Annotated in this window: 10 protein-coding genes; 7 read left to right on the forward strand and 3 right to left on the reverse strand. The window is 71.6% G+C overall.

Going from position 1 to position 14100, the window contains the following annotated elements; translation table 11 throughout:
• Positions 1–285, forward strand: coding sequence for an Rv3654c family TadE-like protein (locus IW256_RS32745; protein WP_231405468.1), 285 nt, complete (start codon positions 1–3; stop codon positions 283–285).
• A gap of 272 nt (positions 286–557) precedes the next feature.
• Complete coding sequence (locus tag IW256_RS32750; RefSeq protein ID WP_197014623.1) at positions 558–1814, forward strand: hypothetical protein; 1257 nt, start codon at positions 558–560, stop codon at positions 1812–1814.
• A 371-nt stretch (positions 1815–2185) separates the two neighbouring features.
• On the opposite strand, the gene IW256_RS32755 is transcribed toward IW256_RS32750, so the two are convergent.
• Entirely contained in the window at positions 2186–3103 is a 918-nt protein-coding gene (locus IW256_RS32755) for a hypothetical protein (RefSeq protein ID WP_197014624.1), read from the reverse strand.
• 309 nt (positions 3104–3412) lie between these two features.
• On the opposite strand from IW256_RS32755, the gene IW256_RS32760 reads away from it, so the two are divergent.
• Positions 3413–3772 carry a hypothetical protein gene (locus tag IW256_RS32760; protein ID WP_197014625.1) on the forward strand — a complete coding sequence of 120 codons (360 nt, stop codon included), beginning with the start codon at positions 3413–3415 and terminating at the stop codon, positions 3770–3772.
• Positions 3773–3796: 24 nt separating this feature from the next.
• Here the strand turns inward: IW256_RS32760 and IW256_RS32765 are convergent, their stop codons facing one another.
• Positions 3797–6097 carry a DEAD/DEAH box helicase gene (locus IW256_RS32765; RefSeq protein ID WP_197014626.1) on the reverse strand — a complete coding sequence of 767 codons (2301 nt, stop codon included), beginning with the start codon at positions 6095–6097 and terminating at the stop codon, positions 3797–3799.
• A 249-nt stretch (positions 6098–6346) separates the two neighbouring features.
• On the opposite strand from IW256_RS32765, the gene IW256_RS32770 reads away from it, so the two are divergent.
• The 4 genes from IW256_RS32770 to IW256_RS32785 all read left to right on the forward strand — a co-directional run bounded on the left by IW256_RS32770 (position 6347) and on the right by IW256_RS32785 (position 11573).
• The gene (locus tag IW256_RS32770; RefSeq protein WP_021597910.1) at positions 6347–6700 is read left to right on the forward strand and encodes an STAS domain-containing protein; all 354 of its coding nucleotides are present in this window, start codon (positions 6347–6349) and stop codon (positions 6698–6700) included.
• 13 nt (positions 6701–6713) lie between these two features.
• The gene (locus IW256_RS32775) at positions 6714–7157 is read left to right on the forward strand and encodes an ATP-binding protein (protein WP_197014627.1); all 444 of its coding nucleotides are present in this window, start codon (positions 6714–6716) and stop codon (positions 7155–7157) included.
• A gap of 995 nt (positions 7158–8152) precedes the next feature.
• Complete coding sequence (locus IW256_RS32780; RefSeq protein WP_231404027.1) at positions 8153–10627, forward strand: sodium-translocating pyrophosphatase; 2475 nt, start codon at positions 8153–8155, stop codon at positions 10625–10627.
• A 421-nt stretch (positions 10628–11048) separates the two neighbouring features.
• Positions 11049–11573, forward strand: coding sequence for a SixA phosphatase family protein (locus IW256_RS32785; RefSeq protein WP_197014628.1), 525 nt, complete (start codon positions 11049–11051; stop codon positions 11571–11573).
• 134 nt (positions 11574–11707) lie between these two features.
• Here the strand turns inward: IW256_RS32785 and IW256_RS32790 are convergent, their stop codons facing one another.
• A complete protein-coding gene (locus tag IW256_RS32790) occupies positions 11708–13987 on the reverse strand; it encodes an FUSC family protein (protein ID WP_197014629.1) in 2280 nt (759 codons plus the stop codon).
• Positions 13988–14100 lie beyond the last annotated feature (113 nt).

The raw sequence follows: 14100 nt of genomic DNA on the forward strand, positions 1-14100 counted from the left end.
ATGTCGGTCGGGGCGGTACGGGCGGCACGGCACAGGGCCGATGCCGCCGCGGACCTCGCGGCGCTCGGCGCGGCGGCCCGGGTGTCGCAGGGAGCGGAAGCCGCCTGCCGGGTGGCGGCGGAGATCGTCGCGGAGTCCGGCGGACGGCTGGCGGGTTGCCGACTGCGTGGGGAGATCGTCGAGGTCTCGGTGGCACTGGCGTTGGAGGCACCGTTGGAGGCCGGTGAGTTCGAGATCGTTTCCCGGGCCAGGGCTGGTCCTGCCGGATCGGGTCGCGTAATCTGACCTTTCCGTAGTCCGTTGTACTGGGTGTCAATAGATGCTGCGGAACGTGGCCGCCTTGAGCCGCTTCGTCTATGTAGCCAGTCCTGTGACCTTCGACACCAAGTGGTAAGTTACCCTCGTGTAAGCGCACAGGTACCACTCGACACGGCGGCCGCAATGGCCCCACGTCTCCCATCCCGGCCGGTACGCCAGGCCACGAGAGAGGCGTTGCGGGCAGGCCGTTCGATGAAGGGAATGAGGCCGTGACCAGGATTCGCAGGACCGGTGCACTCATGCTGGCCGCACCCCTTGCGATGGGTTTCCCGGTTCTCGGCGCCTCGGCGCCCGCGGAGGCCGCAGGGACGGCCGTGCTCGCCCCCCAGAACGGCGCGGTGATCACGAGTGGTTCCGAGGTGACCGCCCGCGCCCGCTTCGACTTCGCGCTGGAAATGCAGCTGCGCGTCGACATGCCGGGCTCGGGTGACACGTTCCTGACCAAGCGGGGCTTCGCGGGCGAGATGTCGGCGCCCATCCCGTTGCGCCACAACGGCCGCTACAAGGTCTACATGAAGGGCTCGATCACCGGGCACGTCTACGACTCCAACACCTTCACGGTGCGGATCCCGCCGTCGCAGCCGAGCGGTGTGTCTGCGAAGGCGTCGGGCCGCAAGCTCGTCGTCCGGTGGAATCTCGGGCTCGAGGACGACATCTCGGGTTACACGGTGACCGCCGGTTCGGCCGGGTCGAAGAGCGGTTCGGCGGGCGCGCTCTGCTCCGGAACGAGCTGCACCACGACGTTGAGCGTTCCGGCCGGAACCACCGGGTCGGTGCCGGTGAAGGTGCGTGCGAAGCGTCCGGACGGCACCGGTGGTTCGGTGTTCTCCAGCACCGCCGCGACCAGTGCCTCGTTCGGGAGTGCTCCGGCCGCGCCGCCGTCCGGGACGACCTCCCCCTCGATCCCACGTGGGAGCGCACCGAGCGGCTCGGCGCCGTTGACCCCGTTCAACAACCAGTCGCCGGTCACGCTGCCCTCGGTCCAGCCGGACGGTGCCGCCCCCGGGTTCACTTATCCGACGCCGCAGGTGGCCAACCAGGCCACGCCGAAGGCCGACAATGCCGCCGCTCTCGACCGCCTGCAGTGGGGCAAGAGCGTGGCCATCGCCCTGGTGCTCTTGGTCGTCGCGGCTCACCTGGGTACGTGGACCAGGCGCCTGCGCGTGGCTCAGGCCGGAGTGAGCGCCAAGGGTGTCGCGGCGCGGACGGCGCGCAGCGGTTCGGGGCGTAACCGCGTCCGCAAGGCGCGCGAGCAGATCGCGCGGGCGGAGGCGGTCGCGAAGACGAGCGAGCTGGCCTCACCCATCGTCGCCGGAGCGTCCGCCAAGGCTCGGCGCGGTGGTGACACCGCCACCCAGGCCGGACGCCGTCCCGCCGCGCTGGGGCGGAAGCCCGGTGGCGTCAGCGTGAAGATCGCGCGCCCTGGAGACGGGCGTCCCGGTCAGGCCGACGGCCGGGGACGGCACGCCAGCCAGAGCGGTCGCCGCCGTAAGTAGACAGGCCGCTCGCCCACCTGTCCCCTGGTCGCCTCGGCTCATGGCCTCATTCCCGCCTGGCCGCCTCGGCTCCTGGTCGCCTGGTCGCCTTGGCTTCTGGGCGCCTTGGCTTCTGGGCTCTTGGGCTCCTGGTTTTCCTGGGCTCCGCGGGACTGTCTCGAAGTGGCCTCAGCCGCCGCGCGAGCGCGGTGGCTGGGCGGTGGGGCGATGGCGGAGGCGAGCCTCGCCGGGCGGATCGCGAAGGGATGCCGCGCTCGCCAAGGCCCGGCCTGGCGGGAGCCGCCAGGCGAGGGACGTAGGCCGGGACTTTGAGACAGAGGACTTGTGTCTGGCAGCGCCGATACCGTTCAGGTTCCGCCTTGACCTGAGGGCTAGGGGGAGAGCCCGATCCGGTAGAGCGCCAGCGCGGTGAATCCGAGAAGTGATCGATGCCAGGGCATCGGGAACGTGGTCTCGGTGATCTCATCGGCATGGTCGCGTGCCTCGGCGAGTACCTGAAGCCCGGCATCGGGTATCCGATCGCCGAGCCGGAGCGCTAGAGCGACGGCCGCGGTGAGTTGGACACCGAAGGTTCCGGCGGCGAGCAAGTCTGTCAATCGGTTGTCGACGGCCGGGTCGTCCGGGGCCAGATAGCCGAGGCTGAGATTGGCGCTCGCACGCGCCACCTGCCTTCCCTCGGCCGCGGGGATCTCCATCAGACGCGAGACCACGGGTTGGGTGGCGGGGAACCAGACCAGCAGCTCAGCCGTTCCCGCGGCGATCATCGGGTCAGGGTCATTGGTCCAGGCGGCGAACCGGTCGCTGACCGCGGCTGCTGCCAGATAGGCATCGCGGTCCCAGGACACGGCGACCGCGTCGCTCTCCTCGGGCTCGTCACCGTCTCCGTCGTCGTCGTAAAGCCAATCCAGGACCGCCGCCACGTCGGTGCTGGTCACGTTCTCGGCCCGGGCGAATTCCCGGGCGGGCTCGAAGGGCAGATGAGTGTCGTCGCGGTCTCCGAGCGCGATGTCGCGGAGCAGGTCGACCACGGCCGCCCGGTCCGGCGTTGCCGGATCGTCCACCAGTTCGGTCAGGAACGGGACGACATGACGGCTGGCCTGCCAGCGGGTTCCTTGGTGGTAGACGTTCCCGCGCAGCTGCTGATGAGCCTCGTAACGCTCCTCGGCGTCCGCTGACAGTAGTGCTGCGAGCTGGCCGGGGACATCTGTGGCCGGGCCGTATGCATGGTGGAGATCAGCCCAGTCGACCGTCTCCAGGCCTTCCAGCGGGCTTCGTGCCGGGGCGCTCATGATGGCTGCTCAATCTGTTCGTGCTCGTCGGGCGGGCTACCTGCGTCGACGCGGTCGGCAAGGTGGATTATGACCGACCAGTCTGGGGCCGTGGTGCCGACCAGGTCGATCAGGCGGGAGGAGGGCGAGGAGGGGCGGTGGGCGGGGGGTTGTGAGGGAGAGGTCTGGCGTTCTTGATCGGGAAGGGTCTAGGCTCCCTTCCCAGCCAGGATCTTGGCGGTGGAGCGGCGGATGCCGTTCCACCGGGGCGAGACGGGTGCTGCGGGGGGTGCTCTCGGATCGTCGTAATTCGGAGAGGAGACCCTCCGCATGATCTTCTTGGGCCTGCTGCTCGCCGGCGCCGCCATCGCGTTCGCGGCCGCGGTCGTCATGGAGAACTCGGGAGCGGCGCAGCTGAACGCCTTCGGGGAGACGGTCCCCGGAGTCACCCATGAGTGGCAGGTCTTCGCCGCGGGGGCGGTCGTGGCGATCGTCTTCATGACGGGCATCGCCCTCGCCTCGTTCGGCTTCAGGCGGGCGATGGGCCTCCGCCGTGAGCTGCGCGACCTGCGCTACGAGCACGAGGAGTCGATGCAGACCCTGGAGATGGAGAAGCGCCACCTCCAGCGGGAGCTCGCCCAGGCGCGCCGTAACGCGCCGGGAGCCTTGCAGTCCTCGGCCTCCGGCTGAGCGGGCCGGCGTGAGGCCGGGTTCTCATGGGGCCTCGCGCAGGAGTTCGGCCAGCATGGCCAGGGCTCCTTGCTTGTCGAGAGGGTCGTTGCCGTTGCCGCACTTGGGGGACTGGATGCAGGACGGGCATCCGGATTCGCATTCGCAGGCGGTGATGACGTCGCTCGTGGCGCGGAGCCACGCGGCCGCGTCGGCGTAGCCGCGTTCGGCGAAGCCCGCCCCTCCCTCATGGCCGTCGTACACGAACACCGTGAGCAGCCCCGTGTCGGGGTGGAGGGCCGTGGACACGCCGCCGATGTCCCAGCGGTCGCAGGTGGCGAAGAGGGGGAGGATGCCGATCGAGGCGTGCTCGGCCGCGTGGGCGGAACCGGCGAGATCGAGATCGCCGAGACCTTCCGTCTGCTCCCCGGAGAGGGTCCACCAGACGGCGCGGGTGCGCAGCGTACGGGGCGGGAGCTCCAGGGGCTTCTCGCCGAGCATCTCGCCCGTCTGCAGGCGCCGCATCTGGTACGCGACGACCTGCCGGGTCACGTCCACCGTGCCGTAGCAGAGCGTCGCCTCGCCCCAGGCGGTGGAGCGCAGCCGTTCGACGATCCGGATGTCGGTCACGTCGCGGGCGGTGGTCGAGTAGTCGGGTTCGGCGGCCTCGACGAGGGCGACGGAGTCGTCCAGGTCGAGGGTCTGGACGAGGAACGATTCGCCCTGGTGGATGTAGACGGCGCCCTCGTGGACGGTGGTGTGGGCGGACGGCTCGTCGACCGTGCCCAGCAGGCGGCCGGTCATGGCCTCCACCACCTGGACGGGGGTGCCCCCGGCGCCGCGTATGTCGGCGAGGTCGGCGGCCTTGTCGCGGCGCGTCCAGTACCACCCGGCGGGGCGGCGGCGGAGGAACCCGCGGCGCACGAGGTCGGGCAGGAGGTCGACGGTGGACGGGCCGAAGAGGTCCATGTCGGCCTCCGTGAGGGGCAGCTCGGAGGCCGCCGCGCACAGGTGCGGTTCGAGGACGTAGGGGTTGTCGGGGTCGAGGACGGTCGCCTCGACGGGCGTGCCGAAGATGGCCTCCGGGTGGTGGACGAGGAAGGTGTCCAGGGGGTCGTCGCGGGCGACGAGCACCGCCAGGGCCTCCTGGCCCGAACGCCCGGCCCGGCCGGCCTGCTGCCACAGGGAGGCGCGCGTACCGGGCCATCCGCAGATCACGACGGCGTCCAGGCCGGAGACGTCCACGCCGAGCTCGAGGGCGTTGGTGCTCGCCAGGCCGATCAGGGAACGTGAACGGAGGGACGCCTCCAGCGCCCGGCGTTCCTCGGGCAGGTATCCCGCGCGGTAGGCGGCCACCTGGCCGGTCAGCTCGGGCGCGGCCTCGTGCAGCGCGCGCTTGGCGCCGAGGGCGACCGACTCGGCGCCGCGCCGGGAACGGACGAATGTGAGGGTCTGCACCCCTTCGACCACCAGATCGGCCAGCAGGTCGCCCGCTTCGGCCGTCGCCGTACGCCGGACGGGGGCGCCCTGTTCGCCGCGAAGCTCGGTGAGGGGCGGTTCCCAGAGGGCGAACGTCGCCGGGCCTCGGGGGGAGGCGTCGTCGTCGACCGCGACCACGTCCAGGCCCGTCAGGCGGGAGGCGGTCGCGGCGGGCTCGGACGCGGTGGCCGAGGCGAGGATGAACGTGGGCTCGGTGCCGTAGCGGGCGCAGACGCGGCGGAGCCTGCGCAGGACCTGGGCCACATGGGAGCCGAACACGCCCCGGTAGCCGTGCGCCTCGTCGATGATCACGTACCGGAGGCGGCGGAGGAAGGCGGCCCAGCGGGCGTGGCCCGGCAGGAGCGAGTGGTGCAGCATGTCGGGGTTGGTCAGCACGTAGTTGGCGTGCTGCCGTACCCAGGCGCGTTCGTCGCGGGGGGTGTCGCCGTCGTAGGTCGCCGCGCGCAGCCGCGTCAGCCGCAGTGCGCGCAGCGCGCGCAGCTGGTCGGCGGCGAGTGCCTTGGTGGGGGCGAGGTAGAGGACGGTGCCCTCGCGGTGCGCATCCTCGTCGTAGATCGTGGCGATGGAAGGCAGCAGGTAGGCCAGCGATTTCCCGGACGCGGTGCCTGTGGCAATGATCACAGAGCGTCCGGCATGGGCGTGTTCGGCCGCTCCGGCCTGGTGCTCCCAGGGGGCCTCGATGCCAGCGCCGGCCAGCCGTTCAGCCAAGAGCGGAGTCGTCCAGTCCGGCCAGCGGGCACGACGTCCCGGACGTGCGGGAACGCTCTCCACATGGGTGATCCGGTCCCGGCGCGAGGGGTCGGCGAGCAGCCGGTCGAGAGGTGAAGAAGATCTTTGGACGCCCATCAGGTTTTCAGTCTGCCAGCCTGGGCAGAACAACGGGAACGCCCCGGCGCCGGTGGCCGCTTCCCCCTGCCACGACCGGCGGATCAGCAGGTCAGACGGGATGGCGCCCAGTTTCGCCTGAGTAGGCGATTATCTGCGTGAACGACGCCGGAGCGTGGTTGAATCACGAACGGAGTCCCGTCGCCACGGGCAGCGTACGGCGTCCGGCGGCTTCGGGATCAGAGTGAGCTGTACGGCGCTGGAGGATCTGTGGACCTGAAGGTGAACGACTACACCACTGACGATGGCCTCACGGTCATCAACGTGGAGGGTGAGATCGACGTCTACACGGCGCCGAAGCTTCGTGAGAAGCTCATCGATCTGGTCAACAAGGGCAAGTTCCACCTCCTCGTGGACATGGAGAAGGTCGAGTTCCTGGACTCGACCGGCCTGGGCGTCCTGGTCGGCGGGCTCAAGCGCGTGCGGGCGCACGACGGCTCCCTGGAGCTGGTGTGCACCCAGGAGCGCATCCTCAAGATCTTCCGGATCACCGGGCTGACCAAGGTCTTCGGCATCCACGACTCGATCGCCGAGGCCGAGGAGAAGCGCAAGGGCGCCAAGTAGCGGCCCGCGGAAGATGGCGACCGTTGAGCTCTCTTTCAGTGCACTGCCCGTCCACGTCCGGACGGCGCGGCTGATCGTCACTGCCGTGGCACGCCGCAGCGGTGTGGCCGAGGCCCTTCTGGACGAGGTGCGCCTGGCGGTCGGTGAGGCGTGCTCCAGGGCCGTGGAGGCGCATCGCCGGCGTTGCCCGGACGAGCCGGTGCGGCTGGAGCTGAGCGGCACCGGCCGCCGGTTCGAGGTCATCGTCAGCGACGCCGTACCGGCCGATGACGAGACGGGCGGGCTTCCCCAGGTCGAGAAGCCGGACGAGGCGATGGAACAGGTGTGGAGCGACGAGACGGCCGAGCTGGGGCTGGCCGTCATCGCCGGGCTCGCCGACGACGTGGACATCTCTTCCACGCCCAAGGGCGTGCAGATCCGGATGAGCTGGCCCGCCGAGGTCGAGATACCCCAATGAACCGGCTGCCGAGAGCACGCCCCGCCTAGGCGGCGCTCCGGCGGAGCAGGACGGAGACCCCGCGTGTGCGGGGTCTCCGTCCTTTTGTCGTCTACGGAGGCGTCCCCCTAGGGATGTGCCGCCGCCCGGCGGTGGCTTCGCGCGCGGGTGGGTGGGGTGGTTGGGTGAACGGTGGCCGCAGGTGTCCTGGGCGTCAGGGGCGCCCTGTACCGCCCCCCGGCACCGCCCTACCGCCCCCCGGCACCGCCCTACCGTCCCGGCATCGCCGTGCCGCCGTGCCGCCCTACCGCTCCCGGCATCGCCGTGCCGCCGTGGCGCCGTGGCGCCGTGCCGCCGTGCCGCCAGACGCCCGCCGGACCGCCGTACCGCCGTGCGTAGGGCTATGGCGGGTGTCAGGGGGCCGGGTGTCAGGGGGTGCCACGCGTGATGATCGGTCGGCCCGCGGGGGGCCACCCGCCATGCCCGCGTGAGGTATCGGGAACGTGATCATCCAGAGGCTGCCCGGCATTACGGAGATGGCCGATGGTGGCTTTGGGAGATGGGGTAAATGGTGCTGGAGTGGCACTAGTGAACGCCTGTGGTCGCGCGCGGGACGGACTCCCAGAAACGATCATGAAGTGTCGTAGATTTCGGACTGAATAAATTTTGCTTAAACGTGCATCTACAACTCGCCAGACCGTGCCTGGTGGCTCACTCCCCGGCCGGCGATCCGGATCGCGCGCACATCAAGATCGTATAGCACGTGTGCGGGTGTCCCGGCCCACCTGCGCTGATGCATGACAGGGCTCGATTCGGGGCAAATTCCAACGTACCGGAGATCTCTTTTACACGACTCGGCCAATAAGGCAAGGCGAGTCTTCTCATCGGTGACCCGCGTGCGTAGACTCCCCGCACCCGTGTTGCCGTGGGGGCGTCTAAAGCGCCACCCGCGTGGGTACGCGGTAAAGATCGTCTATAGACGATCGAGATCGCAACGCCCCTGTCGAGGAGGACGGATGTCTGGGCTTTCCCTGTCAAGCCCGGCCGGCGCAAACGTGGATCTCGGCGGCGGCGACCTCTCCCTGGTCGTCGTCGTCGCGGTGATCGCGCTGTTGGCACTGGTCGTCGCCGGCGGTCTGGTACGCGAGGTACTGGCCGCCGGTCAGGGCACCGAGAAGATGCAGAACATCGCTCGCGCCGTTCAGGAGGGTGCGAGCGCGTACCTCAAACGCCAGTTCCGTACGGTCGCGATCTTCGTGATCCTGATCCCGCTCCTCCTGCTCCTGCTCCCCGCCGACTCCACCGGTGAGCGGATCGGGCGTTCGGTCTTCTTCGTCATCGGCGCGCTGTTCTCGGCGGTCACCGGGTTCGTCGGCATGTGGCTGGCGGTCCGCGGCAACGTCCGGGTCGCGGCGGCGGCCCGCGAGGAGGGCGGTGAGAAGAGGGCGATGCGCATCGCCTTCCGTACCGGCGGGGTCGCCGGCATGTTCACCGTGGGCCTCGGGCTGTTCGGGGCGGCGGTCGTCGTGCTGGCGTACAAGGGCGAGGCGCCCAAGGTCCTGGAGGGCTTCGGGTTCGGCGCGGCGCTGCTGGCGATGTTCATGCGAGTCGGGGGTGGGATCTTCACCAAGGCGGCGGACGTCGGCGCCGACCTGGTGGGCAAGGTCGAGCAGGGCATCCCCGAGGACGATCCGCGCAACGCCGCCACCATCGCCGACAACGTGGGCGACAACGTCGGGGACTGCGCCGGGATGGCCGCCGACCTGTTCGAGTCGTACGCGGTCATGCTGGTCGCGGCGCTGATCCTGGGCACCGCGGCGTTCGGCACCGAGGGCCTGGTCTTCCCGCTGATCGTGCCGATGATCGGTGTGGTCACCGCGGTCATCGGGATCTTCGCGGTGGCGCCCCGCGACCGCGACCGGTCCGGGATGTCCGCGATCAACCGAGGCTTCTTCATCTCCGCGCTGATCTCCGCTGTGCTGGTGGCGGTGGCGGCGTTCGTCTACCTGCCCTCGTCGTTCGCCGCGCTGTCCGGGGTGAGCGACCCGGCGATCCGCGGGCTGGACGCCGATCCGCGGGTGGTGGCGCTGGGCGCGGTGCTGATCGGCATCGTGCTGGCCAGCGCCATCCAGCTGCTCACCGGCTACTTCACCGAGACCAGCCGCAAGCCGGTCAGGGAGGTCACCGACAGCGCCCGGACCGGGCCGGCCACGGTGATCCTGGCGGGCATCTCGCTCGGGCTGGAGTCGGCGGTCTACACCGCGCTGGTGATCGGCGGCGCGGTGTACGGGGCGTTCCTGCTCGGCTTCGGCAACACCACGGTCGCCCTCTTCGCGGTGGCCATGGCCGGTACCGGACTGCTGACCACCGTGGGCGTGATCGTGTCGATGGACACCTTCGGCCCGGTCTCCGACAACGCCCAGGGCATCGCCGAGATGTCCGGCGACGTCCAGGGCGAGGGCGCGGCCGTGCTGGAGCGCCTGGACGCGGTCGGCAACACCACCAAGGCGATCACCAAGGGGATCGCGATCGCGACCGCGGTGCTGGCCGCGACCGCGCTGTTCGGCTCGTTCCGCACCACCGTGGTGGAGGCGCTGGCGGGCGCGTCGACGGAGGCGCGCGACGCGCTCGGCACGTTCGCGAACTTCAGCCTGTCGATCGACAACCCGAACGTGCTGATCGGGCTGATCATCGGTGCCGCCGTGGTGTTCCTGTTCTCCGGGCTGGCGATCATGGCGGTGGGCCGCGCGGCCGGCCGGGTGGTCGTCGAGGTGCGCGAGCAGTTCCGCACCAAGCCGGGGATCATGGACTACACCGAGACGCCCGACTACGACCGGGTGGTGGACATCTGCACCCGGGACGCGCAGCGGGAGCTGGCCACCCCCGGGCTCCTGGCGATCATGACGCCGATCGCGGTCGGCTTCGCGCTGGGGTACGCGCCGCTGGGCGCGTTCCTCGGCGGGGCGATCGCGGCCGGGGTGCTGATGGCGGTCTTCCTGGCCAACTCCGGCGGTGCCTGGGACAACGCCAAGAAGCTCGTCGAGGAGGGCCATCTCGGCGGCAAGGGCAGCGAGGCGCACGAGGCGACGGTCATCGGTGACACGGTCGGCGACCCGTTCAAGGACACCGCCGGTCCCGCGATCAACCCCCTGATCAAGGTGATGAACCTGGTCGCGCTGCTGATCGCCGACGCCGTCGTCACGTACGCGGGCAACGTCCCGCTGCGGATCGGCGTCACCGTGGGCGCCGTGGGCGTGGTCGTCGCCGCGATCGTGGTGTCGAAGCGGCGGGCCGACCTGATCGGTTCCGGCGGTGCGCCGCAGCCCGCGGTGACCGGTGCCGGTGAGCCGGCGCCCGCCGTTCCGGCCGGCAAGACCGGTGCCGGCGAGCCCTCGGGCGCGCCGAAGATCGCCGGTACGGGGACGGAGGCCGGCGGCGCCGGGACGGCCGTTCCGGAGTCGGAGCGCACCTCCCCTGCAAAGAACTCCTGACAAGTCCTAGGAAGTCCTAGGAAATCCCGGGAAGTCCTGGCAAGTCCGGGCAAGTCCGGGCAAGTCTGGGAAGGGGTCGGCGGCCTGCCGGCCCCTTCCGCGTACCGGCGGCCGGCCGTACGGGTGGGTGCTGTCCGCGCCGCGCGGTACCGGCCGTACGCTTGTCCCAAGGCCCCCCGCGGGCGTACACGATCTCGAAACGGCAGGAGTACGCGGCTGTGAGCGCAGACGGGAAGCCGACGCTTTCCGGGCCCAAGGGCTTCGCCGTCATCCTTGGCGGGATGCTCGGCATCATGGCGATCCTCTGGCTGATCGCCTCCCTGCTGGCGCCCTGACGGCCCCTGGCCACCCCTGACGACTCCCCGCGACCCCCGCGGTCCGCGAGGGGCGGGGGGCGGGAAGGCGGGCTAGGGTGACGGGCATGCCGTCGCTCATCGTGCTCCGCCATGCCAAGGCCGCCGCGGGTCTGGGGCTCGCCGACATCGACCGCCCGCTGACCGACCGGGGACGGCGGGACGCGGCGGAGACCGGGGAGTGGCTGCGCGGCGGCGGGATGACGCCCGACCTCGTGCTGTGCTCGACCGCCGTCCGGACGCGGGAGACCCTGGACCGGCTGGTCCTCACGACGTCCCGGGTGGAGTACGAGTCCCGCATCTACGACAACGACCCGGAGACGCTGCTGTCGCTGGTCCGCGAGGCCGGTGAGAGCGGTGTGACCGGCGGGTCGGGCGGGTCGGGCGGGTCCGGCGGGTCCGGCGGGGAGGTGCGGACGCTGCTGCTGGTCGGGCACAACCCGTCCGTGCACCAGCTCGTCCACGATCTGACCGGGCGGGCCCCGGAGGCGTTCCCCACCTGCGCGCTCGCGGTCATCGACGTCCCGGACGGCTGGTCGGAGCTCCGGCACGGAACGGGCGAGCTGGCCGCGTTCCGCACGCCCAAGGACTGACGCCCAACGACTGAACGGCCCGGTAGCCCGGGCGCCCCACCACCGGCAGCCCTTCTGTCCGGCCGCCGCGCCGCCCGGCCGTCCCGACGCCCGATAGCCCGGCCGCCCGCTAGCCCCGCCGCCCGGCCGTTCGGCTACGGGTTGAGGGCGGCCTGGGAGTTCTCGATCAGCGTCTCGGTGTCGCCGCGCAGCGAGCGTACGGCGAAGTGGGTGCCGGAGACCTGGAGCAGCGCGTGCCGCAGCGGGGTGAACTCCTCGATGTGCACGCCCTTCTCGATCTCCTCGCGGCGGCGCCGCGCCAGGGCCGACAGGTGGGTGTCGAGGTCGGAGAACTCCTCGTCGAGCCGTTCGCTGGGGGACGGGGCGCCGGTGGCGCCGGACCGGGACGCGGGCTCCTCCAGGGCGTCGGCCGCCTCCTCCAGCCGGTCGCCGAGGCGGTCCAGGATCTCGGGCAGCGGCCCGGCGTCGACCTCCTGCTCGCGGGTCATCCGGCCGATCGCGATGAGATGGTCGCGGATGCGGTGGGCGGCGGCGACGGCCGCGTCCAGCCGGGCGATCCGCTCGTCGTCGGACAGCCGCTCGTGGGCGAGCCGTTCCCGGACCTCGGTGACCTTCTCGGCCGCCTCCTCGGCGGCGAGGATCTCCTCGTGCGAGAGCCGTTCGATCCGGCCCTCGACCACGGCCGCCGCGGAACGGGTCAGGTCGGCGTGCAGGCTGAGCATCCGGTCGAGCCGCGGCGGCAGGTTCTCGGCGTGCCCGGTCGGCCACAGCAGCCGGACCCCGGCGAAGGCCAGGGCCGCCCCCGCGAGGGTGAGGACGATGCGTTCGCCCGCCGTGACCCAGTCGGAGGGCACCGAGAAGTCCAGCAGCATCATCGCCAGCGGGGTGAGTAAGACCATCCAGTACGTGAAGTTCACCGTGCGGAGGGCGAACGCGGTCAGGCTGAGGACGGCGACGATGATGGCGACCGACACCTGCCCGGGGGCCAGGGTGAGCAGCACGGCGGCGATGACGGAGCCGACGGCGGTGCCGACCACCCGCTGGACGAGCTGCTCGATGGTCTGGCCGTAGGAGCCGCGCAGGCTGACCATGGCGGTGATCGTCAGCCAGTGCCCGTGCGGCAGCTTGAGCGCCGTGGCCAGCGCCATGGCCAGCAGCGCGACGAGGCCGACCCGGCCGACCTCGCGGAAGGTGGGGGACCGGGTCCGTACGGCCCGTCCCAGCCGTTCCCAGGTGGTGACCGGACCGGCCGCGTCGGGCGGCAGGCGCGGCGGGCCGAAGCCGATCCGGATGCCGCCGGCCACGACGCGGCGGGCGGTGTCGATGCCGCCGGCGATCCGTTCGGCCGAGCGGCGGATCTGCACGACCAGGGCGACGGCGACCAGGTCCTCGTCACCGGCGAGCCCGGCCCGGCGGAGCATCTCGCTCTGCCGGCCCAGCCGCCGGAGCGCCGCGGACTCCGTGGTGCCGAACGGCGCCTCGCCGCCGGACTCGATCGCGCCGGCGAGCAGACGGACCCGGGCGGCCAGCGCCGCGATCGCGACCCGGGCCTCCAGCTCCCACTCGCGTTCCGGCGGGTTCCGCCGTACGGCCTCGATCAGGGAACGCAGCGCGATGGTCTCCTGCAGGACCCGGGACAGTGCGTCGATCAGCCGTTCCGGGCGGGTCGGTTCCCGGCGGTCGCGTCCGGACCGGTAGAAGCCCGAGGTGGCGCGGGCGGCGGTGAGGGCCCGGGACGCGGCCAGGCTCGCCGCGTCCCAGTCGGGTTTGCGGGCGGCGGGGGCCAGGTGGGGGTCAACGTGCTCCAGGGTGTCCAGGGCGTTCAGCGCGTCGGTGTCGCCAGGGCCGTCGGGGCCGCCTGGACCGCCGATGTCCTCGGCGACCGCGTCCAGGGCCTCGGCGACGGCCCCGGCGGCCTCGGCCAGCGTGGTGCGCAGCGGCCGGAGCCGCCGGGCGGGCCAGGGGGCCAGCAGCAGGGCGGCGGCCAGCAGGCCGCCGAGCAGTTCGAGGAACCCGCCGTAGGTGGCGTCGCCGGTGACGGGCCGGATGGCGGTCAGCAGCACGGCGAGGCCGGCGGTGGCGCCGATCCAGGGCACCGCGGTGCCGAGCGCGACGACCAGCGGGACGACGACGACCGCGCCCCAGGGGTGGTCGCTGAGCACGCCGCCGATGGTCGCGCCGAAGGCGACCACCAGGATGGCGCTGGCGAGGTTCCGGGCCCGTGCCCCGTAGGGGCCTTCGGGGGCCCGCAGGACGACGAGGTAGGCGCCGAGCGCGATCATGGAGCCCTGCGCGGCGTGGCCGGTCAGCGCGCCCGCGAGCAGCGGGACGCCCATCGCGATGGCGGCGGCGAGACCGTAGAAGGGTGCCGCCTGCCCTCTGATCCGGGCGTACGCCTCACGCGCACGCAGCACCGCTCGCTCGCCTCCTCGGGCCGGGTACGGTCCGGGCGGGCCGTCGTCCCGGACGATCAGCATGTACCCGCGACGGCGCCCGGCGATAGACCCGAAGATCGACTTTTCCGGCG

It is taken from the genome of Actinomadura viridis (assembly GCF_015751755.1).
GTDB classification, from domain to species: domain Bacteria; phylum Actinomycetota; class Actinomycetes; order Streptosporangiales; family Streptosporangiaceae; genus Spirillospora; species Spirillospora viridis.

Excerpts from the sequence above, each read along its gene's own strand:
- IW256_RS32745 (WP_231405468.1), top strand. The coding sequence starts at position 1 with ATGTCGGTCGGGGCGGTACGGGCGGCACGGCACAGGGCCGATGCCGCC.
- IW256_RS32750 (WP_197014623.1), top strand. The coding sequence starts at position 558 with ATGCTGGCCGCACCCCTTGCGATGGGTTTCCCGGTTCTCGGCGCCTCG.
- IW256_RS32755 (WP_197014624.1), bottom strand. The coding sequence starts at position 3,103 with ATGAGCGCCCCGGCACGAAGCCCGCTGGAAGGCCTGGAGACGGTCGAC.
- IW256_RS32760 (WP_197014625.1), top strand. The coding sequence starts at position 3,413 with ATGATCTTCTTGGGCCTGCTGCTCGCCGGCGCCGCCATCGCGTTCGCG.
- IW256_RS32765 (WP_197014626.1), bottom strand. The coding sequence starts at position 6,097 with ATGGGCGTCCAAAGATCTTCTTCACCTCTCGACCGGCTGCTCGCCGAC.
- IW256_RS32775 (WP_197014627.1), top strand. The coding sequence starts at position 6,714 with ATGGCGACCGTTGAGCTCTCTTTCAGTGCACTGCCCGTCCACGTCCGG.
- IW256_RS32780 (WP_231404027.1), top strand. The coding sequence starts at position 8,153 with ATGTCTGGGCTTTCCCTGTCAAGCCCGGCCGGCGCAAACGTGGATCTC.
- IW256_RS32785 (WP_197014628.1), top strand. The coding sequence starts at position 11,049 with ATGCCGTCGCTCATCGTGCTCCGCCATGCCAAGGCCGCCGCGGGTCTG.